The 18,874-nt window shown below is 66.5% G+C and carries 14 protein-coding genes and 8 pseudogenes; 15 read left to right on the forward strand and 7 right to left on the reverse strand.

What is annotated here, in order from left to right; genetic code table 11:
- Positions 1-5: 5 nt before the first annotated feature.
- Genes LN139_RS11900 through LN139_RS11910 form a run of 3 tightly spaced genes read right to left on the reverse strand, consistent with a single transcriptional unit; the run spans position 6 to position 1,039 of the window.
- The gene (locus LN139_RS11900) at positions 6-413 is read right to left on the reverse strand and encodes a glycosyltransferase (RefSeq protein ID WP_236360130.1); all 408 of its coding nucleotides are present in this window, start codon (positions 411-413) and stop codon (positions 6-8) included.
- Positions 361-693, reverse strand: coding sequence for a hypothetical protein (locus LN139_RS11905; protein WP_236360632.1), 333 nt, complete (start codon positions 691-693; stop codon positions 361-363). The genes LN139_RS11900 and LN139_RS11905 overlap by 53 nt, the downstream gene beginning before the upstream one ends.
- Positions 596-1,039 carry a glycosyltransferase gene (locus LN139_RS11910; RefSeq protein ID WP_236360133.1) on the reverse strand — a complete coding sequence of 148 codons (444 nt, stop codon included), beginning with the start codon at positions 1,037-1,039 and terminating at the stop codon, positions 596-598. Before LN139_RS11910 ends, LN139_RS11905 begins: the two co-directional genes overlap by 98 nt.
- Before the next feature lie 231 nt (positions 1,040-1,270).
- Here LN139_RS11910 and LN139_RS11915 point away from each other — a divergent pair, with 231 nt between their 5' ends.
- The 7 genes and pseudogenes from LN139_RS11915 (at position 1,271) to LN139_RS11935 (ending at position 7,118) form a co-directional block, all read left to right on the forward strand.
- On the forward strand, positions 1,271-1,552 hold the full coding sequence (locus LN139_RS11915) for a peptidylprolyl isomerase (RefSeq protein WP_236360135.1): 282 nt from the start codon (positions 1,271-1,273) through the stop codon (positions 1,550-1,552).
- A 58-nt stretch (positions 1,553-1,610) separates the two neighbouring features.
- Complete coding sequence (locus LN139_RS24840) at positions 1,611-2,726, forward strand: extracellular solute-binding protein (RefSeq protein ID WP_268944860.1); 1,116 nt, start codon at positions 1,611-1,613, stop codon at positions 2,724-2,726.
- A 38-nt stretch (positions 2,727-2,764) separates the two neighbouring features.
- On the forward strand, positions 2,765-3,100 hold the full coding sequence (locus LN139_RS24845) for an ABC transporter substrate-binding protein (protein ID WP_268944861.1): 336 nt from the start codon (positions 2,765-2,767) through the stop codon (positions 3,098-3,100).
- Entirely contained in the window at positions 3,039-3,446 is a 408-nt protein-coding gene (locus LN139_RS24850; protein WP_268944862.1) for a hypothetical protein, read from the forward strand. Before LN139_RS24845 ends, LN139_RS24850 begins: the two co-directional genes overlap by 62 nt.
- A complete protein-coding gene (locus LN139_RS11925) occupies positions 3,446-4,510 on the forward strand; it encodes an ABC transporter permease subunit (RefSeq protein ID WP_236360137.1) in 1,065 nt (354 codons plus the stop codon). Before LN139_RS24850 ends, LN139_RS11925 begins: the two co-directional genes overlap by 1 nt.
- Positions 4,507-5,530 (forward strand): annotated as a pseudogene (locus LN139_RS11930) (ABC transporter permease). Before LN139_RS11925 ends, LN139_RS11930 begins: the two are co-directional and overlap by 4 nt.
- 12 nt (positions 5,531-5,542) lie before the next feature.
- Positions 5,543-7,118 (forward strand): annotated as a pseudogene (locus tag LN139_RS11935) (ABC transporter ATP-binding protein).
- Positions 7,119-7,156: 38 nt separating this feature from the next.
- Here the strand turns inward: LN139_RS11935 and LN139_RS11940 are convergent.
- Positions 7,157-7,594, reverse strand: a complete 438-nt coding sequence (locus LN139_RS11940) for an Lrp/AsnC family transcriptional regulator (protein ID WP_236360139.1) — start codon at positions 7,592-7,594, stop codon at positions 7,157-7,159.
- Between the two features lie 204 nt (positions 7,595-7,798).
- Between LN139_RS11940 and LN139_RS24855 the strand changes: the two are divergent.
- The 4 genes and pseudogenes from LN139_RS24855 to LN139_RS11955 form a co-directional block, all read left to right on the forward strand.
- Positions 7,799-8,065: pseudogene (locus LN139_RS24855) on the forward strand (arginase family protein); the annotation flags it as partial.
- A 110-nt stretch (positions 8,066-8,175) separates the two neighbouring features.
- Positions 8,176-8,685, forward strand: coding sequence for an arginase family protein (locus LN139_RS24860; RefSeq protein WP_268944863.1), 510 nt, complete (start codon positions 8,176-8,178; stop codon positions 8,683-8,685).
- A 101-nt stretch (positions 8,686-8,786) separates the two neighbouring features.
- Positions 8,787-10,250, forward strand: a pseudogene (locus LN139_RS11950) (amino acid permease).
- A 68-nt stretch (positions 10,251-10,318) separates the two neighbouring features.
- Entirely contained in the window at positions 10,319-11,365 is a 1,047-nt protein-coding gene (locus LN139_RS11955) for an ornithine cyclodeaminase (RefSeq protein WP_236360142.1), read from the forward strand.
- Positions 11,366-11,782: 417 nt separating this feature from the next.
- Here LN139_RS11955 and LN139_RS11960 read toward each other — a convergent pair.
- Both LN139_RS11960 and LN139_RS11965 read right to left on the reverse strand, forming a co-directional pair.
- Positions 11,783-12,423: pseudogene (locus tag LN139_RS11960) on the reverse strand (CoA transferase subunit B); the annotation flags it as partial.
- A gap of 10 nt (positions 12,424-12,433) precedes the next feature.
- Positions 12,434-13,132 (reverse strand): CoA transferase subunit A, encoded by a 699-nt coding sequence (locus LN139_RS11965; protein ID WP_236360144.1) that lies wholly within the window; start codon positions 13,130-13,132, stop codon positions 12,434-12,436.
- A 110-nt stretch (positions 13,133-13,242) separates the two neighbouring features.
- Here LN139_RS11965 and LN139_RS11970 point away from each other — a divergent pair, with 110 nt between their 5' ends.
- The 3 genes and pseudogenes from LN139_RS11970 (at position 13,243) to LN139_RS11980 (ending at position 15,772) form a co-directional block, all read left to right on the forward strand.
- Positions 13,243-14,169 carry a LysR family transcriptional regulator gene (locus tag LN139_RS11970; RefSeq protein WP_236360146.1) on the forward strand — a complete coding sequence of 309 codons (927 nt, stop codon included), beginning with the start codon at positions 13,243-13,245 and terminating at the stop codon, positions 14,167-14,169.
- Positions 14,156-14,974 carry an aldo/keto reductase gene (locus tag LN139_RS11975; protein ID WP_236360149.1) on the forward strand — a complete coding sequence of 273 codons (819 nt, stop codon included), beginning with the start codon at positions 14,156-14,158 and terminating at the stop codon, positions 14,972-14,974. The genes LN139_RS11970 and LN139_RS11975 overlap by 14 nt, the downstream gene beginning before the upstream one ends.
- Before the next feature lie 28 nt (positions 14,975-15,002).
- Positions 15,003-15,772 (forward strand): annotated as a pseudogene (locus LN139_RS11980) (3-hydroxybutyrate dehydrogenase).
- Between the two features lie 27 nt (positions 15,773-15,799).
- On the opposite strand, the pseudogene LN139_RS11985 reads toward LN139_RS11980, so the two are convergent.
- Positions 15,800-16,940: pseudogene (locus tag LN139_RS11985) on the reverse strand (PilT/PilU family type 4a pilus ATPase); the annotation flags it as partial.
- Positions 16,941-17,074: 134 nt separating this feature from the next.
- Here LN139_RS11985 and LN139_RS11990 point away from each other — a divergent pair.
- Positions 17,075-18,694 (forward strand): annotated as a pseudogene (locus tag LN139_RS11990) (ATP-binding protein); the annotation flags it as partial.
- Between the last annotated feature and the right edge of the window lie 180 nt (positions 18,695-18,874).

An 18,874-nucleotide genomic window follows, 5' to 3' on the forward strand; every position in this document is an offset into this window, starting at 1 on the left:
CCAGCTCAGCCATGGGCCACCGTCGTCAGCAGTTTTTCGTAACGTTCGAGCATGCGCGGCAGGCCCCACAGGGCCTCGGCGCGCTCACGGCAGGCCGCCCGCGAGCAGCGGCGCGCCACCGTCAACGCCTCGGCCAGCGCTGCTACATCGCCGCTGGGCGCCAGCGCGCCGGTGCTGGCGTCGATCAGTTCCGGCATCGCCCCGCGGGCGAAGGCTGCCACCGGCGTACCGCAGGCCATGGCTTCGGCCACCACCAGGCCGAAGGGTTCTTCCGAGCACGGCGTGATCAGCGCAACCGCCGCTTGCCCAAGTTGGGCGCGTATCTGTTCATGGCCCAGATGGCCGAGGTACTCGACGCCTTCACCCAGGCGGGGCGCAACCTGTTCGTTGAAGTAGCTCCTGGTCTGCCACATGCCCGGCCAGGCGCAACGGCACCCCTGCCCGCCGCGCCGCATCGATGGCCAGATGCGCGCCTTTGTCGGGCACCAGCCGGCCGAACCAGAATGCATGCTCGCCCGGCGTGCCCTCGGGGCGCCAGGCGCTGAGGTCGATGCCGTTGGGCACCACCTCGCAATCGTTTACCCAAGGCTGCCAGCTACGGGCGTTGGCGGCGGAAATAGTGGCGAAACGGCCGTGGCCAGCGCGCGCGGCAAGCGCGGTGGTCATCTCGAAGAACGGCGGGGTGTGCAGCACCGGTGAGCATGGGCGTGCGCAGCACCGAGGCCATGGTCACCGGCACGTAGTGCAGGCTGTTGTTGAAGATCACATCGAAACCGTGGTCGTCCAGAGTTGCCATCACTTTGAAGTAGGCATGGTGCTCGGCCACGTAGTTGCTCGACAGGCTCGGGTGCCGGCAACGGTCTGGCGCCTGCATGGGCACCAGGTTGAGCGCCGGGTCGCTGTCTTCATGGGCGAACAGCGTCACCTCGTGGCCGCGCTGGGCCAGGCCTTGCACCACCGCGTGGGTGAAGGCCTCCAGGCCACCGGCGAAGGGTGCGCGAACGGGGAACTTGATATGGGTGAGTACGCCGATGCGCATGTGGGGCAGGTCCTTGCTCGTGGGGCCTCGTCGCCCGGCTAGCCGGCCTCCCACTCCCCACTGTTGTTGAGCACAACCTATGTGGGAGGCCGGCTAGCCGGGCGACGCGCAACTTTCATCTCACTGATGGAGGCCCGCCCTCCTCCATTGGTTCAACTGGCCTGCCCCCTGCCCAGCGCAGTAACTGATCAGTTACGCTTACAAGCTCATACACCTGACAGGAGCCTTCTCATGGCCCGTGCCACCGCTCGCCACATCCTGGTATCCACCGAAGCCAAGTGCAACGAACTGAAAAGCCAGATCGAAGGCGGCGCCGATTTCGCTGAACTCGCCAAAGCCAACTCCTCATGCCCCTCCAGCCGCCAGGGCGGCGACCTGGGCAGCTTCGGCCCCGGCCAGATGGTCAAGGAGTTCGACCAGGTGGTGTTCAGCGCCCCGGTCAACACCGTGCAAGGCCCGGTCAAGACCCAGTTCGGCTATCACCTGCTGGAAGTGACCAGCCGCCAGGACTAGCACCCCGTGGCGCGCCCTGTGCGCGCCACCTTTTCTGCACGATGGGCGCCCTGACTCGATGACCCGACTGTTGCTTGCGCTGTGCCTGCTGCCCTTGACCTGCCTGGCAGCCCCGCAAACCGCCTTGACCGTCTACGGCGAGGCCCCCAAGTACGGCCCCCAATTCCAGCACTTCGACTACGTAAACCCCGACGCCCCCAAAGGCGGCAGCGTGCGCCGCTCGGCACTCGAAATCGGCGGGTTCGACCACCTGATGCCCTTCATCGACAACGGCACCGGCGTCAGCCAGATCGAGGGCCTGGTGTATTCGCCGCTCGCGGTGCGCAGTTATGACGAGCCCTATACCGTCTATGGCCTGATCGCCGAAAAGATCGAGCGCGACCCGCAGGAGCGCTTCGTGCGCTTTTACCTGAACCCCAAAGCGCGTTTCGCCGACGGCACCCCGGTGACCGCCGAGGACGTGCGCTACACCTACGACCTGCTGATGCACAAAGGCAGCCTGCAATACCGCACCCGTTTCGCCGATGTCGGCGCGGTCACGGTCGAGGGCGAGCGGCAGGTGCGCTTCGAACTGGCCGAGGGCGCCAGCCACAGCCTGGCGCTGGACCTGGCCAGCCTGCCGGTGTTCCCCGAGCACTGGTGGAAAGATCGCGACTTCGAAAACGGCGGCGGCTTCGAAGCGCCGCTGGGCAATGGCCCGTACCGTGTGGCCAAGATCGACAACGGCCGCAGCATCACCTTCGAACGCAACCCCGACTGGTGGGGCAAGGACCTGCCCGTGGCGCGCGGGATGTACAACTTCGACAAGGTGACGGTGGAGTACTTCGGCGACACCGAAGTGGCCCGCCAGGTGCTGCGCGGCGGCGGCTTCGACTACAACCGCGAGTTCTCCGCCACCGCCTACACCATCGGCTACGAAAGCCCGGCGCTGGCCGACGGCCGCCTGCAACGCGGCCACCTGGCGCCGAAGGCGGTGCAGCCGGCGCAAGGCTACCTGTTCAACCTGCAGCGGCCGGTGTTCAAGGACCGCCGCGTACGCCAGGCGCTGGCGATGCTCTGGGACTTCGAGTGGAGCAACCGGCAGATGATCGCGCGGCATGTACATCCGCCAGCGCAGCTACTTCTCCAACAGCCGAACTGGCCGCCACCGCGCCGCCCACGCCTGAAGAGCTGAAGATCCTCGAACCGCTGCGCGGCCAGGTGCCGGACGAGGTGTTCGGGCCGGCCTTCGCGCCGCTGAAAACCGACGGCAGCGGCAACCTGCGCCCCCAGCAGTTGCAGGCCCTGGCCCTGCTCGAACAGGCCGGCTGGCACGCCGACGGCGACCGCCTGGTGAATGCCCAGGGCGAGCCGCTGGCGTTCACCTTCCTCAACGCCCAGAACGGCGTGGAGCGCTTGCTGCTGCCGTGGAAGCGCACGCTCAAACAGATCGGCATCGACCTGCAGATCCGCCGCATCGACCCCTCGCAGTACGTGGAATCGGCTGATGGCGCGCGACTACGACATGATCGTCAGCGGCTACCAGATGAGCGAGTCACCGGGCCTTGAGCTGTACAACTACTTCGGCTCGCGCTCGGCCAGCGACAGCGGGTCGAGCAATTACCTGGTGCTCAAGGACCCGGCCGTGGACCACCTGATCGACGGCCTGACCCGCGCCCGCACCCATGATGAGATGGTCACCTGGGCACACGCCCTGGACCGTGTCCTGCAGTGGGGCTACTACTGGGTGCCGAATTACTACCCGCCTGGCAGCTCGACGGTGTGGTGGAACCGCTTCGGCATCCCCGAGCACCCAGCCCGCAGAACGAAGCCCTGGACACCTGGCTGGGAACTGAGCCCCACCGCCCTGACCAACGACCAGATGCGCGCGCTCAAGGCGCAGGAGGGGCACTGATGCTCGCTTATACCTTGCGCCGGCTGGTGCTGATCGTGCCGACGCTGCTGATCATTCTGATCGTCAACTTCGTGATCGTGCAGGCCGCTCCCGGCGGCCCGGTAGAGCAGGCCATCGCCCACCTGCAAGGCATCGGCGGCGCCCCCGGCGCGACCGGCAGTGCTGGCGATGCCGGTGGCACCAGCTCGCGCGCCAGCCGTGGGCTGGACCCAAAACTCATCGAAAGCATCAAGCAGCACTATGGCTTCGACAAATCGGCACCCGAGCGCCTGTGGCTGATGCTCAAGCAGTACGCCGTGCTGGATTTCGGCAACAGCTTCTTTCGGTGGTGCCAAGGTCACCGACCTGATCCTGCGAAAGCTGCCGGTCACTCTCCACTGGGGCTGTGGGCCACGCTGATCACCTACCTGGTGTCGATCCCGCTGGGCGTTCGAAAGGCGGTGCGCCATGGCAGCCATTTCGATGTGTGGAGCAGCACCGCCATCGTGGTGGGCTATGCGATGCCGCCGTTTCTGCTGGCGATCTTTCTGATCGTACTGTTCTGCGGCGGCACGGGGCTGAACTGGTTCCCGGTGCGCGGGCTGACCTCCGACAACTTCGAGCAACTCGAGCGTGGTGGGCAAGCTGGCCGACTACTTCTGGCACCTGGTGCTGCCGGTGCTCTCGCTGGTGCTGGGGGCTTTGCCACGCTCACGGTGCTGGTCAAGAACGCCTTCCTCACCGAGGTCACCCGCCAATACGTGGTGACCGCGCGGGCCAAGGGGCTGACCGAGCGACGCGTGCTCTACGGGCATATCTTCCGCAACGCCATGCTGCTGGTGGTGGCGGGCCTGCCGCAGGCGCTGATCACGGTGTTCTTCGCCGGCTCCCTGCTGATCGAGGTGGTGTTCTCCCTCGACGGGCTTGGCCGGCTCAGCTACGAAGCGGCGGTGGCACGGGATTACCCGGTGGTGTTCGGCACACTGTTCATCTTCACCCTGGCGGGCCTGGTGATCAAATTGCTCGGCGACCTGTGCTATCTGCTGGTCGACCCGCGCATCGACTTTTCCGCGAGGAGCGCCTGATGCCGCTATCCCCTCCGGCACGCCGGCGCCTGGCGCGCTTTCGTGGCAACCGCCGTGGCTGGTGGTCGCTGTGGCTGTTCATGGTGCTGCTGTGCGCAAGCCTGGGCGCCGAGTTGCTGGCCAACGACAAGCCGCTGCTGCTCAAGGCCGACGGGCAGTATCACTTTCCGGCGTTCAAGCGCTACACCGAGCAGCAACTGGGCGGCGTGCTGCCGTTCCAGCCCGATTACCGCAGCGACTACGTGCGCCAGCTCATCCAGAGCAAAGGTGGCTGGATGCCGTTCCCGCCGATCCCTTCAGCGCCGACACGCCCGACCACCACCTGGGCCGGCCAGCGCCCAGCCCGCCCAGCGCGGTGAACTGGCTCGGCACGCGGACAACCAGGCGCGCGACGTCGCCGCGCGCGTGCCGTACGGCACGCGGGTGTCGGTGCTGTTCGCCCTGGCGCTGACGCTGGTCAGCACCCTGATCGGCGTGGCTGCCGGGGCCTTGCAGGGGTTCTACGGGGGCTGGGTCGACCTGATCGGCCAGCGCCTGCTGGAGGTATGGTCGGGCCTGCCGGTGCTGTACCTGCTGATCATCTCCTCCGGGTTCGTGGAGCCCAACTTCTGGTGGCTGCTGGGGATCATGGCGCTGTTCAACTGGCTGGCGCTGGTGGATGTGGTGCGCGCCGAGTTCCTGCGCGGGCGCAAGCTGGAGTACGTCAAGGCCGCGCGGGCGCTGGGCCTGCTGACCCGGCGAGCGATCTTGCGGCACATTCTGCCCAATGCCATGACCGCGACCCTGAGCTACCTGCCATTCATCCTCACCGGGGCGATCTCCACCTTGAGTGCGCTGGAGCTTCTCGGCTTCGGCATGCCGGCCGGCAGCGCCTCATTGGGCGAGCTGGTCGCCCAGGGCAAGGAAAACCTCACCGCGCCCTGGCTGGGGTTGACGGCGTTCTTCACCCTGGCGGTGCTGCTGAGCCTGCTGGTGTTCATCGGCGAGGCGCTGCGCGATGCCTTCGACCCGCGCCACTGACGGAGAACAGCCATGAGCGAACCGCTGATCCAGATCCGCGACCTTAACGTGAGCTTCCAGGGCCAGCCGGCGCTGGCCGGGGTGAGCCTGGACATTGAACAAGGCGAATGCCTGGCGCTGGTGGGCGAGTCCGGCTCGGGCAAGTCGGTGACGGCGCACTCGATCCTGCAGTTGCTCAGCCCCGAGGCGTGTACCTGCACCGGCAGCATCCGCTACCGCGGCCAGGAGATGCTCGGCGCCAGCGCCGAGGTGCTGCGGCACATCCGCGGCAACCGGGTGGCGATGATCTTCCAGGAGCCGATGACTTCGCTGAACCCTTTGCACACCGTGCAACGGCAGATCGGCGAAACCCTTCTGGTGCACAAGGACCTGAGCTGGCAAGGCCGCGCTGTTGCGCAGCCTGGAACTGCTGGAACTGGTGGGCATCAGCGCGCCACGCCAGCGCCTGAAGCAATACCCTCACCAGCTCTCCGGCCGGGCAGCGCCAGCGGGTGATGATCGCCATGGCGCTGGCCTGCGAGCCCGACCTGCTGATCGCCGACGAACCCACCACGGCGCTGGATGTGACCGTGCAACAGAAGATCCTCGAACTGCTGCGCGAGCTGCAGCAGCGGCTGGGGATGTCGCTGCTGTTGATCAGCCACGACCTCAACCTGGTGCGGCGCATCGCCCAACGGGTGTGCGTGATGAAGCAAGGCAAAATCGTCGAGCAGGCGCCCTGCGAGCAACTGTTCACGCAGCCCCAGCACCCCTACAGCCGGCTGCTGCTGGACGCGGAACCGGCCGGCTGTGCGGTGCCGGCAGCCGAGGCGCCGGTGGCGCTGGAGGTCAAAGACCTGAAGGTCTGGTACAGCCTGGGCGGCGGCTTTTTGCGTGGCCCGGCGCAGGTGATCAAGGCCGTCAACAACGTGAGCCTGCACGTGCGCCGCGGGCAGACGCTGGGCATCGTCGGCGAGTCGGGTTCGGGCAAGTCGACCCTTGGCCAGGCCATCCTGCGCCTGCTGCCGGCACAGGGCAGATCCGCTTCGACGGCCAGGCGCTGCAGCACTTGAGCGAAAACAGCTGAGGCCCTGGCGCAAGCGCATGCAGGTGGTGTTCCAGGACCCCTACGGCAGCCTCAGCCCACGCCTGAGCGTGGCGCAGATCGTCAGCGAAGGCCTCGAAGCCCACGCCCGGTTAAGCGCCAGCGAGCGTGAGCAGCGGCGTGATCCAGGCGCTGGAGGAAGTGGGCCTGGACCCGGCCAGCCGCCACCGCTACCCCCATGAATTCTCTGGCGGCCAGCGCCAGCGGGTGGCCATTGCCCGGGCGTTGGTACTCAAGCCCGAGCTGATCCTGCTGAGACGAACCCACCTCGGCGCTGGACCGCACCGTGCAAAAACAGGTGCTGGCGCTGCTGCGCGACCTGCAAGCGCGCCACGGCCTGACCTACCTGTTCATCAGCCATGACCTGGCGGTAGTGCGCGCACTGGCCCACGAAGTGATCGTGATCAAGGACGGCCAGATCATCGAGCAAGGCCCCACGGCTCAGGTGCTGCACGCCCCCGCGCCCCCTACACCCAGGCGTTGCTACACGCAGCTCAACTTTGAGCTTCGAGCCTCGAGCCTCGAGCTTCGAGCTTGCAGCTTCAAGAAGCCGCCCGCACCGTCTCCAGGTGGATGCTGGTCTCCGACTGGCTGATGCCCTTGATCAGGCGGATGCGCTCCAGCGCCCGTGCCAGCTCCGGAAGCGTGGCCACTTGCAGCTCGGCGAGCAGGTCCCAGCGCCCGTTGGTGGCGTGCAGTGCCAGCACGCTGGGCTCGCCCAACGATGACGCCGTCACCCGCCGGGCGTCGTTGCCCTCGATGGCGATGCTCATCCAGGCCTGCAACCCGCCGGTCTCGGCTTCGGGGCGCAGGCGCACGGTGTAGCCGACGATCACCCCGGCATCTTCAAGCCGATGCAGGCGGTTGTTCACGGTGCCGCGTGAGACGCCCAGGCGCGTGGCCAAGGTGGCGATGCTTTCGCGGGCGTTGTGGCGCAGCAGGGAAATGAGTTTCTGATCGATCTGGTCGAGATTGTACATATCGCTATCTTTACCCAGCAAAGTGCCAAAAATTATGCTGTTTTAGCGCAAAGTTGCCGATTTGGATTGCCGCTGCGGCGTGAGAGCCTTCGCATCACACAAGCAGGAGGCAGCATGCCCATAATCACAAGAACCCACTCCCCTGTTCACGCCGCCCTGATCGGCGTGCCCACCGACGTCGGCGCTGGCTGCCTCGGTGCGGCCATGGGCCCCGCCGCGCTGCGCGTGGCGCAGCTGGTGCCGGCCCTGGCGCAGTTCAATGTGCAAGTGCTCGACACCGGCGACCTCACAGGCCCTGCCAACCCCCGCAGCGGCCGCGAGCCGGCCCACGAAGGCCTGCGCAACCTGGCTGAATGCGTGGCCTGGAACCAGGCGACCCATGACGCGGTGTATGCACAACTGGGCCAGGGCCGCGTGCCGATCATGGTCGGCGGCGACCACACCCTGGCCACCGGTTCCATCAGCGCCGTGGCGCGCCACTGCCGCGAAGCAGGCGAGCGCCTGCGGGTGATCTGGCTCGACGCTCACTCCGACTGCGACACCCCCGACATCTCCCCAGCGGCAACGTGCACGGCATTCCGGTGGCCAGCCTCTGCGGCCTCGGCCCGCAGGCCCTGGCGAACATGGCCGGGCACTTGCCGGCGCTGGATGCCCGCGATATCCGCCAGGTCGGCCAGCGCAGCGTCGACGACGCGGAGAAGCGGATGATCCAGCAGTTGGGCCTTGAGGTGTACGACATGCGCGCGGTGGACGAACTGGGCATGCGCGAGGTGATGCAGCGCGCCCTGGCCGACCTCACCGATGACTACCACCTGCACGTGAGCTTCGATGTCGACTTTCTCGACCCGGATATCGCCCCCGGCACCGGCACCACCGTGCGCGGCGGGCCGAACTACCGCGAAGCGCAGCTGTGCATGGAGATGATCGCCGACACCGGGCTTTTGGCCTCGCTGGACATCGTCGAGCTCAACCCGGCGCTGGACATCCGCAACCAGACCGCCGAGCTGATGGTGGACCTGATCCAGAGCCTGTTCGGCAAGAGCACGCTGGCCCGGCGCGGAGCGCGCAGCCACTCAGCTCCTAGCTCCTAGCTCCTAGCTCCTAGCTAGCAACTAGCAACTAGCGGCTAGCCGCTCTTCGAAGCCCCACAACCAACAAGAGCCCGAACATGGCCCATAGCATCGATCAGAGCATTACTTCGGTACCCGAAGCCGAAGCCCCGCACCTGCAACGCACCCTCAAGGCGCGCCACCTCACCATGATCGCCCTGGGCGGCGCCATCGGCACCGGGCTGTTCGTCGCCTCCGGCGCCACCATCGCCCAGGCCGGGCCCGGCGGCGCGCTGCTGGCCTATGTGGTGATCGGGGTGATGGTCTACTTCATCATGACCAGCCTTGGCGAGCTGGCCGCCTTCATGCCGGTCTCCGGCTCGTTCGCCACCTACGGCGCCCGCTACGTGGACGAAGGCTTCGGCTTCGCACTGGGCTGGAACTTCTGGTACTCCTGGGCCATTACCGTGGCGGTCGACCTGGTGGCCGTGCAACTGGTGATGGCCTACTGGTCCCGGCGTGCCGGGGGTGGCCTGGAGCGCGTTGTTCCTGGCGGTGATGTTTGGCCTGAACGCCGTGTCGGTCAGAGGCTTCGGCGAGAGCGAATACTGGTTTTCGCTGATCAAGGTGGTGGCAGTGGTGGCGTTCATCGTCACCGGCATCGCCATGCTGCTGGGCATCATCCAGGGCGGTGAGCACGCAGGCCTTGCGAACTGGACCATCGGTGACGCGCCGTTCACCGGCAACTTCGCGACCCTGCTGGGGGTGGCGATGATCGTGGCGTTTTCCTTCCAGGGCACCGAGTTCGTCGGCATCGCCGCCGGCGAGCTCGGAGAACCCGCGGGTGAACGTGCCCAAGGCGGTGAACCAGGTGTTCTGGCGCATCCTGTTGTTCTACGTGCTGGCGATCGTGGTGATCGGCCTGCTGATCCCCTACACCGACCCGCAGTTGCTGCGCAATGACGTCGGCGACATCGCCGTGAGCCCCTTCACCCCGGTGTTCCAGCATGCCGGGCTGCTCAGCGCGGCGGCGGTGATGAACGCCGTGATCCTCACCTCGGTGCTCTCGGCCGGCAACTCGGGCCTCTACGCCGCCACCCGGATGCTCTACAACCTCGCCCGCGAGGGCAAGCGCCGAAGGCGCTGGCCCGCCTGACCCACAACGGCGTGCCGCTCAACGCCCTGCTGGCCACCGTGGCGCTGGCGGCGCTGTGCTTCGTCAGCACCGTGGCCAGCCCGCAGGAGGTGTACATGCTGGCTGCTCAACACCGCCGGCATGACTGAATTCATCGATCTGGCTGAGTATCGCGGTGAGCCACTACCGCTTCCGCAAAGGCTACATGCTGCAAGGCCGTGACCTCTCGCAGCTGCCCGACCGCGCCGGGCTGTTCCCGTTCGGGCCGATCTTCGCCTTCGTGCTGTGCCTGCTGATCACCCTGGGGCAGAACTACCAGGCCTTCCTGCAGGACCGCATCGACTGGTACGGCGCCGCCGCCACCTACCTGGGCATTCCGCTGTTCCTGCTGATCTGGCTGGGCTACCGGCTCGAGCGCAAGAGCCGGCTGGTCCCGTACCGGCAGATGGATTTCAGCGAAACCAACGACTGACGTGAGGTGCGGCGCAGCCGCCGCCCTGCCCGCTTACCTGAAACTCGACGATAAAAAAGGACCGCACCATGACTCATTACCTGGACGTCACCGACCTCGCTCGCCTGGTCAACCGCAAAGGCCTGCCGGCCATGCTCGAAGAAATGGCCGAGTACATCCGCCAGGACTACCTGCGCTGGCACGACTTCGAAAAATGCGCGCGCCTGGCCAACCATTCGCCCGATGGCGTGATCGAGCTGATGCCGGCCTCCGATGCCAACCTGTATGCCTTCAAATACGTCAACGGCCACCCCAAGAACACTCACCAGGGCATGCTTACGGTCATGGCCTTCGGCGCCTTGCGGGATGTGGACACCGGCGAGCCGCTGCTGCTGAGTGAAATGACCCTCACCACCGCCATCCGGACCGCCGCTACCTCGGCGCTGGCCGCTCGCCACCTGGCGCGGCCGAACAGCCGGCGCATGGCGCTGATCGGCAACGGCGCGCAGAGCGAATTCCAGGCGATCGCCTTCCACGCGCTGCTGGGCATCGAGGAAATCCGCCTGTTCGACATCGACCCGCAGGCCACCGCCAAGCTGGCTGCCAATCTTGCGGCCTACCCCGGCCTGCGCCTGGTGCGCGCCGCCTCGGTGGCAGAGGCCGTGCGCGGTGCCGACATCGTCACCACCGTGACCGCCGACAAGGCCTACGCCACCATCCTCACGCCTGAGATGATCGAGCCGGGCATGCACCTGAACGCGGTGGGCGGCGACTGCCCGGGCAAAACCGAGCTGCACCGGGAGATCGTCGAGCGGGCGCGGGTGATCGTTGAGTATGAGCCGCAGAGCCGCATCGAAGGCGAGATCCAGCAGATGCCGGCCGATTCGCCGGTGACCGAGTTCTGGGAAGTGGTGAACGGCGCCCAACCAGGCCGGCAGAGCGACGAGCAGGTGACGCTGTTCGACTCGGTCGGGTTCGCCATCGAAGACTACTCGGCGTTGCGTTATGTGCTGGATGCGGCGAAGGCGCTGGGGATCGGCCGGGGGATCGCGCTGGTACCGGCGCTGGCTGATCCGAAGGATCTCTATGCGCTGCTGCAACCGGCAGTGGCGCAGATGGAGAAGAAGCGCGCCTGAGGCGGCTCAGGCTTACCCCTACCACGTCGCCCGGCAAGCCGGCCTCCCACGGTCTGACCCAGTGGGAGGGCGGCTTGCCGCGCGACGCGCTGGTGCAACCGGCAGTGGCGCAGGTGCAGAAGAAGCGCGCCTGAGGCGGCTCAGGCCTACCCCTACCACGTCGCCCGTTACACGGCGTCCGGCAAGCCGGCCTCCCACGGTTCGACCCAGAGGGAGGGCGGCTTGCCGCACGACGCGCTGGTGCAACCGGCAGTGGCGCAGGTGCAGAAGAAGCGCGCCTGAGGCGGCTCAGGCTTACCCCTACCACGTCGCCCGTTACACGGCGTCCGGCAAGCCGGCCTCCCACGGTTTGACCCAGTGGGAGGGCGGCTTGCCGCGCGACAGGCAGCCGCGAATCCTCAGGCAAAGGTCATCTCGAGGAATCTCGCCTTCAACCACCAGCCTCCCCGCAGTCCTGGCCTTGATCTCCTCCACACTCACCCCCGGCGCCCGCTCGCGCAGCACGAAGGCGCCGTCGATGATCTCCAGCCAGGCCAGGTCGGTCAGCACCTTGCGAATGCAGCCGGCCCCTGTCAGCGGCAAGGTGCACTGGGGCAACAGTTTGGACTCGCCATCCTTGGACGCATGGGTCATCACCACGATGATGTTCTCCGCCCCCGCCACCAGGTCCATCGCCCCGCCCATGCCCTTGACCAGCTTGCCGGGATCATCCATGAAGCGATGTTGCCGTGCACGTCCACCTCGAAGGCGCCGAGCACGGTGAGGTCCACATGCCCGCCACGAATCATCGCGAACGAGGTGGCCGAGTCGAAGATCGACGCCCCGGCGCGGGCGGTGACGGTCTGTTTGCCGGCGTTGATCATGTCGGCGTCCAGCGTGGCTTCGGTCGGGAACTCGCCCATGCCGAGCAGGCCATTCTCCGACTGCAGCATCACGTCCATGCCCTCGGGCACGTAGTTGGCCACCAGGGTCGGGATGCCGATACCCAGGTTCACGTAGTAACCGTCCTGAAGTTCGCGCGCCACGCGCTGGGCCATTTGTTCGCGGGTCAGTGCCATGGTCTTGTCCTCACGCCTTCAAGGTGCGTTTTTCGATGCGCTTTTCGAAAGCGGCCTGGATCACCCGGTCGACGAAGATCGCCGGGGTGTGGATGTGCGCCGGGTCCAGCTCGCCGGGGGCGACGATCTCCTCCACCTCCACCACCGTGATGCGCCCGGCGCTGGCCACCAGCGGGTTGAAGTTCTGCGCCGTGTGGCGGTAGACCACATTGCCGAAGTGGTCGGCCTTCCAGCCCTTGACGATGGCGAAGTCACCGGTGATCGCGCGCTCCATCAGGTACTGGCGGCCATCGAACTCGCGCACCTCCTTGCCCTCGGCCACCGGCGTGCCCACACCGGTGGCGGTGAAGAACGCAGGGATCCCGGCGCCGCCGGCGCGCAGCTTCTCGGCCAGGGTGCCTTGCGGGGTGAGCTCCACTTCCAGCTCGCCGCTGAGCAGTTGCTGCTCGAACAGCGCGTTTTCGCCCACGTAGGAGGCGATCATCTTGCGGATCTGCCGGTCCTCGAGCAGCACGCCCAGGCCAAAGCCGTCGACACCACAGTTGTTGGAGACCACCGTAAGGTCGCGCACACCCAGCGCACGAATGCGTGCGATGAGGTTTTCCGGGATCCCGCACAAGCCAAAGCCACCGGCCAGCACGGTCATGCCACTGGCCAGGCCCTCAAGGGCCTCCTCATAGGAATACACACGTTTGTCGAGCCCAGCCATGCTGCCCACCCCTTGTTGTTATCGCGTTGGCGTTATCCCAGTATTGGCTGCTTTGCATCCATTTGTTAATTTTGATTTCGTCATGGATTGTTCTGGAAAACAAATAAAAGATGAACATCAAGCACCTGCGGGCGTTCGTGGCCGTAGCCGAGCACCTGAGCTTCGCCCAGGCCGGCGAGCGCCTGCATTTGTCGCAACCTGCGCTCAGCCTGACCATCAAGGCCCTGGAGCAGCACCTGGGCGGCGCCCTGCTGACGCGCTCGACCCGCCACGTGGCGCTCACCCCTGAAGGCGAAACTCTGCTGCCGCTGGCGCGGCGCCTGTTGGCCGACTGGGACAACACCGAAGAGCTGCTGCGCCAGCACTTCACCCTGCAAACCGGCCGGGTCTCCATCGCCGCCATGCCCTCCTTTGCCGGTAACCTGCTGCCCCAGGCGCTCAAGCACTTCCGCGACCGCCACCCGCGAGTGAACGTGGCGGTGCACGACGTGATCAACGAGCAGGTGCTGGACATGCTGCGCCAGCACCGCGTCGAGCTGGGCGTTGCCTTCGAGCCGCAGAGCCTGCAGGGCTTGCACTTCACGCCGCTGTACACCGACCGTTTCGTCGCCGTGGTGCCCAGGGATTCACCACTGGCCGAGCACGCGACGCTCACTTGGGCGCAACTGCGCCAGGCCGATTTCATCACCCTGCAGCGCCCCTCGGCGGTGCGTTTGCTGCTGGAGGAAGAAACCCTGGCGGCCCACGGCAAGCTGCCGGTGGCTTTCGAGTGCCATCAGCTGAGCACCGTGGGCCGCATGGTCGCCAGCGGCCTGGGCGTGAGCGCGGTGCCGTCGCTGTGCATCGGCCAGATGCATGAGCTGGGCGCCTTGTGCAAGCCGCTTGCGGAACCGCACGTGCAACGCAGGATCGGATTGATGCACCTGGGTGAACATGAATTGTCGACGGCGGCGCTGGCATTGCAGGACGCGCTGATCAGCGCGGCGCTGGCGCCGGCGCCGCTTCACGTGAAGGAGAACGCAGATGAACCGCATTGAAATCGCAGGCCGCAGCGTGCCCTGCATCGGCCAGGGCACCTGGCGCATGGGCGAGGACGCACGCCAGCGCGACGCCGAGATCGCCGCACTGCGGCTGGGCATCGAGCTGGGGCTGACTCTGATCGACACCGCCGAGATGTACGGCGAAGGCGGCGCCGAGGAAGTGGTGGGCGCCGCCATCGCTGGCCTGCGCGAGCAGATCTACCTGGTCAGCAACGTCTACCCGCACAACGCCAGCCGCCAAGGGGTGGTGCAGGCCTGCGAGCGCAGCCTCAAGCGTTTGGGCACCGAGCGTATCGACCTGTATCTGCTGCACTGGCCGGGCTCGCACCCGCTGGAGGAAGCCGTCGAAGGCTTCGAGCAGCTGCGCGCTCAGGGCAAGATTGGCCAGTGGGGCGTTTCGAACTTCGACGTGGGCGAGCTGCTTGAACTGCCGCCGGGCTGCGCCACCAACCAGGTGCTGTACAACCCCGAGGCACGCGGCGTGGAATACGACCTGCTGCCCTGGTGCCGGGAGCAGCAGATGCCGGTCATGGCGTACTGCCCGATCGGCCAGGGCGGCCACTTCCTCGGCCACCCGACACTCAATGCGCTGGCCGCCAAACACCACGTGAGCCCGGCCGAAATCCGCCTGGCCTGGGCCACCCGCGACGGCAACACCCTGGCGATCCCCAAGGCGGTCGACCCGGTGCATGTGCGCCTGAACGTGCGCGCCGCGCAACTGACCCTCGACGCCGAAGACCTGGCAGCGCTGGACAGCGCCTTTGCCGCGCCGACCCGCAAGCAGCGGCTGCGTATGGTCTGAGAGCCATTTTGCAATTGAAGGAGGCGCCATGAGCCTTACCGGTAAAACCGCTTTGATCACCGGCTCCACCAGTGGCATCGGCCTGGGCATCGCCGACGTGCTCGCCCGCGCGGGCGCAAGCGTGGTGCTCAACGGCTTCGGCGACAGCCAGGAGGCGGTTCGCCACGTGCAACGCCACGGTGGCCGCGTGGGTTTCCACGGCGCAGACCTCACCGACCCGGCGCAGGTCGAGCAGATGTTCGATTACGCCCGGCGTGATGTCGGCCGGGTCGACATCCTGGTCAATAACGCGGGCATCCAGCACGTCGCCAACGTCGAAGCCTTCGCGCCACAGCGCTGGGACGCGGTGATCGCCCTGAACCTCTCGGCGGTGTTTCATTGCACGCGCCTGGCATTGCCCTCGATGCAGGAGCGCAACTGGGGCGCATCATCAACGTGGCCTCGGTGCACGGGCAGCGTAGGCTCGGTGGGCAAGGTGGCCTACGTGGCGGCCAAGCACGGCGTGCTGGGCCTTACCAAAGTGGTGGCGCTGGGAAACGCCCGCAGCGGCGTGACCTGCAACGCCATTTGCCCCGGCCTGGGTGCTCACCCCATTGGTGCAACAGCAGATCGATGCGGGTGGCCGCCGGCGAAAGCCCTGAAGACGCGCGCCAGGCGTTGCTGGCCGAGAAGCAGCCGTCACAGGCGTTCGTGACGCCTGAGCAGTTGGGTGAGCTGGCGCTGTTCTTGTGCAGCGACGCCGCCGAGCAAGTGCGTGGCGCCGCGTGGAACGTCGACGGCGGTTGGCTGGCCCAGTGAGCGGCTCGAGGCCTGGTCGTTCGGCTCGTCCCCCACCAGGCCCCAGTCCCCGGAGCCCGGCGCGTTGCTGCCGCGCGGCGCTGCCGGCGCGCTGGTGTAGTCGCCAGGGTTGCCGCCGAAGCTTCAGGCGCAGGCGCAGGTTGTTCACCGAGTCGGCGTTTTTCAGCGCTTCTTCCTCGCTGATCGCGCCCTCGGCCACCAGCTCGTAGAGCGCCTGGTCGAAGGTCTGCATGCCCAGGTTGGTGGACTTTTCCATGATGCCCTTGAGCTCACCGAATTCTCCGCGGTGGATCAGGTCGCGGATGGTCGCGGCGCCCAGCATCACCTCCACGGCTGCGCGGCGTTTGTCGTCGGTGGTTTTCACCAGCCGCTGCGACACGAACGCCTGCAGGTTGTTGCCCAGGTCCTGCAGCAGCTGCGGGCGGCGGTCTTCGGGGAAGAAGTTGATGATGCGGTCCAGCGCCTGGTTGGCATTGTTGGCGTGCAGCGTGGAGATGGCCAGGTGGCCGGTGTCGGCGAAGGCCAGGGCGTGCTCCATAGTCTCGCGGTCGCGGATCTCGCCGATCAGGATCACGTCCGGCGCCTGGCGCAGCGTGTTCTTGAGCGCCGCGTGAAAGCTGCGGGTATCCACCGCCACTTCGCGCTGGTTGATGATGCATTTCTTGTGGCGGTGAATGTACTCCACCGGGTCTTCGATGGTGATGATGTGGCCGCTGCTGGTGCGGTTGCGGTGGTCGATCAACGCGGCAAGCGACGTGGACTTGCCCGAGCCGGTGGCGCCGACGAACAGCACCAGGCCATGCTTGCGCAGCACCACGTCGAGCAGGACCGGCGGCAGCTTCAGGTCTTCGAAACGCGGGATATCCAGTTTGATGTTGCGCGCAACGATGGAAACTTCACTACGCTGCTTGAAGATGTTCACCCGGAAACGCCCCACCCCACTGAGCGACAGCGCCAGGTTCATCTCAAGGTGCTTTTCGAAGTCGTGCCGCTGCTCTTCGTCCATGATGGCGTTGGCGATCTGCGCCACTTCGCCGGGCTTGAGCGGGTCGGTGCCAAGCGGCCGCAACACGCCATTGAACTTTGCACAGGGCGGCGCGCCGGTGGAAAGGTAGAGGTCCGATCCGTCCTGGGTGGCGAGTATTTTAAGCAGGGCCTGAAGGTCCATAGCGTGGGTGGCTCACGGGCAGTCATGGAAGAAGTCGGTATAGCTTGGCGGGTTTTGCCCCCGCCAGGCAACTTGGGGTGCAAAGAATGAACGATCCACAGGCGGCCACCGCCTTGCAAGCTTGCCTCGCCGCGTTGGCGCAGGTGTCCGGGGATGCCTTGGGCACCTGGGACTGGGACATCCGCGACGACGTGTTCAACGCCGACGCGCCCTTCGCCCAGATGCACCATGTGGCCGGCACCGGGCGGCCGATCGGCGATTACGTGAACGCCGTACACCCCGACGACCGCGGCCGGGTGGCGCAGCGCATCAAGGCCTGCCTGCACGGCGACGGGCTGTTCGCCGAGCAGTACCGGCTGCGCGCCGGCACCGGCTGGCGCTGGATCTACGCCTGCGGCCGCGGCCTGCGCGACAGCCATGGCCGCCCGGCGCGGTTCATCGGCGCCTCGCTGGATATCACCGAGCGGCGCCGCCAGGAGCAAGCCTTGCAGGCGCTCACCGAAACCCTCGAACAGCGCGTGGCCGAGCGCACCCAGGCGCTGGCCGAGGCCCACGAACGCCTGCTGGTGGAAACCCAGGCCCGCGCGCAAAGCGAAGAAGCCCTGCGCCACGCACAGAAAATGGAAGCCGTCGGCCAACTGACCGGCGGCATCGCCCATGACTTCAACAACATGCTCACCGGGGTGATCGGCAGCCTGGAACTGCTAAAGCGCTACCTGGCCGCCGGGCGCACCAGCGACACCGCGCGGCTGCTCGACGCCGCCACCACCTCCGCCCAGCGCGCCGCCGAGCTGACCCATCGGCTGCTGGCCTTTTCCGCCGCCAGCCTTTGAACAGCACCAGCGTCGACGTGGCGGCCCGAGTGGACCTCATTGCGCGACCTGATCAGCCGCACCACCGGTGAGCGCATCCGCGTTCACCTGGCCATCGCCGATGGCACCTGGCCGGTGGAAACCGATGCCAGCCAGCTGGAAAGCGCCCTGCTCAACCTGGTGATCAACGCCCGCGACGCCATGCCCGAGGGCGGCGAGCTGACCCTGGGCTGCGAAAACCTGACTCTGGAACGCCCGCGCGCCAATTTGCCCATGGAGATGATCGGGCCGGGCGATTACGTGGTGCTCAGCGTGACCGACACCGGGTCGGGCATGACCGAAGCGGTACGGAGCAAGGCCTTCGACCCGTTTTTCACCACCAAACCCACCGGGCAAGGCACCGGGCTAGGGCTTTCGATGATCTATGGCTTCGCTCAGCAGAGCGGCGGCCACGTGGCCCTGCAGAGCACGCCTGGCCAAGGCACCTGCGTCAGCCTGTACCTGCCGCGCCACCATGCGCCCATCGAGGCCGCTGAAGCGATTGAACCCCTGGCGGCGCCGTTGGCCGTGGCGGGGGAAACGGTGCTGGTGGTCGAGGATGACCCTGCGGTTCGGGTGCTGATCCTCAATCTGCTCGATGAGCTGGGCTACCAGAGCCAGGCCACCGCCGATGCGGAAAGCGCCCTACCCTTGCTGGCGTCGAAGTTGCGGATTGACTTGCTGATTACTGATGTGGGGCTGCCGGGGACCAATGGGCGGCAACTGGCGGAGATTGCGCGGCAGCAGCGGCCGGGGTTGAAGGTGTTGTTCATGACGGGGTATGCGGAGAAGGCGGCGCAGCGTGAGGAGATTCGGGCGCAGGGGATGGATATTGTGGGGAAGCCGTTTACGTTGGATGAGTTGGCGGTGAGGGTGAGGGGGATGTTGGGGGATAGGGCCTGACATTGAATGGCTCAGTTGGGGAGAAGGCACTGCATGTTGAGTGAAACCGTCATCTATCTTGTGGGCCCGGGTGAGCGACCGCCTTTTGGCAGAGTTGCCGATATGCTCTGGGGGCCGGATGCCGATATCGACTCGGACGGGGACAGTCGTACGGCCGGCGACACAGAGTGGACAGAGCTT

Source organism: Pseudomonas sp. KNUC1026 (assembly GCF_021650705.1).
Classification (GTDB): domain Bacteria; phylum Pseudomonadota; class Gammaproteobacteria; order Pseudomonadales; family Pseudomonadaceae; genus Aquipseudomonas.

Excerpts from the sequence above, each read along its gene's own strand:
- LN139_RS11975 (WP_236360149.1), top strand. The coding sequence starts at position 14,156 with ATGAACCGCATTGAAATCGCAGGCCGCAGCGTGCCCTGCATCGGCCAG.
- LN139_RS11915 (WP_236360135.1), top strand. The coding sequence starts at position 1,271 with ATGGCCCGTGCCACCGCTCGCCACATCCTGGTATCCACCGAAGCCAAG.
- LN139_RS24840 (WP_268944860.1), top strand. The coding sequence starts at position 1,611 with ATGACCCGACTGTTGCTTGCGCTGTGCCTGCTGCCCTTGACCTGCCTG.
- LN139_RS24850 (WP_268944862.1), top strand. The coding sequence starts at position 3,039 with ATGGCGCGCGACTACGACATGATCGTCAGCGGCTACCAGATGAGCGAG.
- LN139_RS11900 (WP_236360130.1), bottom strand. The coding sequence starts at position 413 with ATGTGGCAGACCAGGAGCTACTTCAACGAACAGGTTGCGCCCCGCCTG.
- LN139_RS11970 (WP_236360146.1), top strand. The coding sequence starts at position 13,243 with ATGAACATCAAGCACCTGCGGGCGTTCGTGGCCGTAGCCGAGCACCTG.
- LN139_RS11940 (WP_236360139.1), bottom strand. The coding sequence starts at position 7,594 with ATGTACAATCTCGACCAGATCGATCAGAAACTCATTTCCCTGCTGCGC.
- LN139_RS11910 (WP_236360133.1), bottom strand. The coding sequence starts at position 1,039 with ATGCGCATCGGCGTACTCACCCATATCAAGTTCCCCGTTCGCGCACCC.
- LN139_RS11965 (WP_236360144.1), bottom strand. The coding sequence starts at position 13,132 with ATGGCTGGGCTCGACAAACGTGTGTATTCCTATGAGGAGGCCCTTGAG.
- LN139_RS11925 (WP_236360137.1), top strand. The coding sequence starts at position 3,446 with ATGCTCGCTTATACCTTGCGCCGGCTGGTGCTGATCGTGCCGACGCTG.
- LN139_RS11955 (WP_236360142.1), top strand. The coding sequence starts at position 10,319 with ATGACTCATTACCTGGACGTCACCGACCTCGCTCGCCTGGTCAACCGC.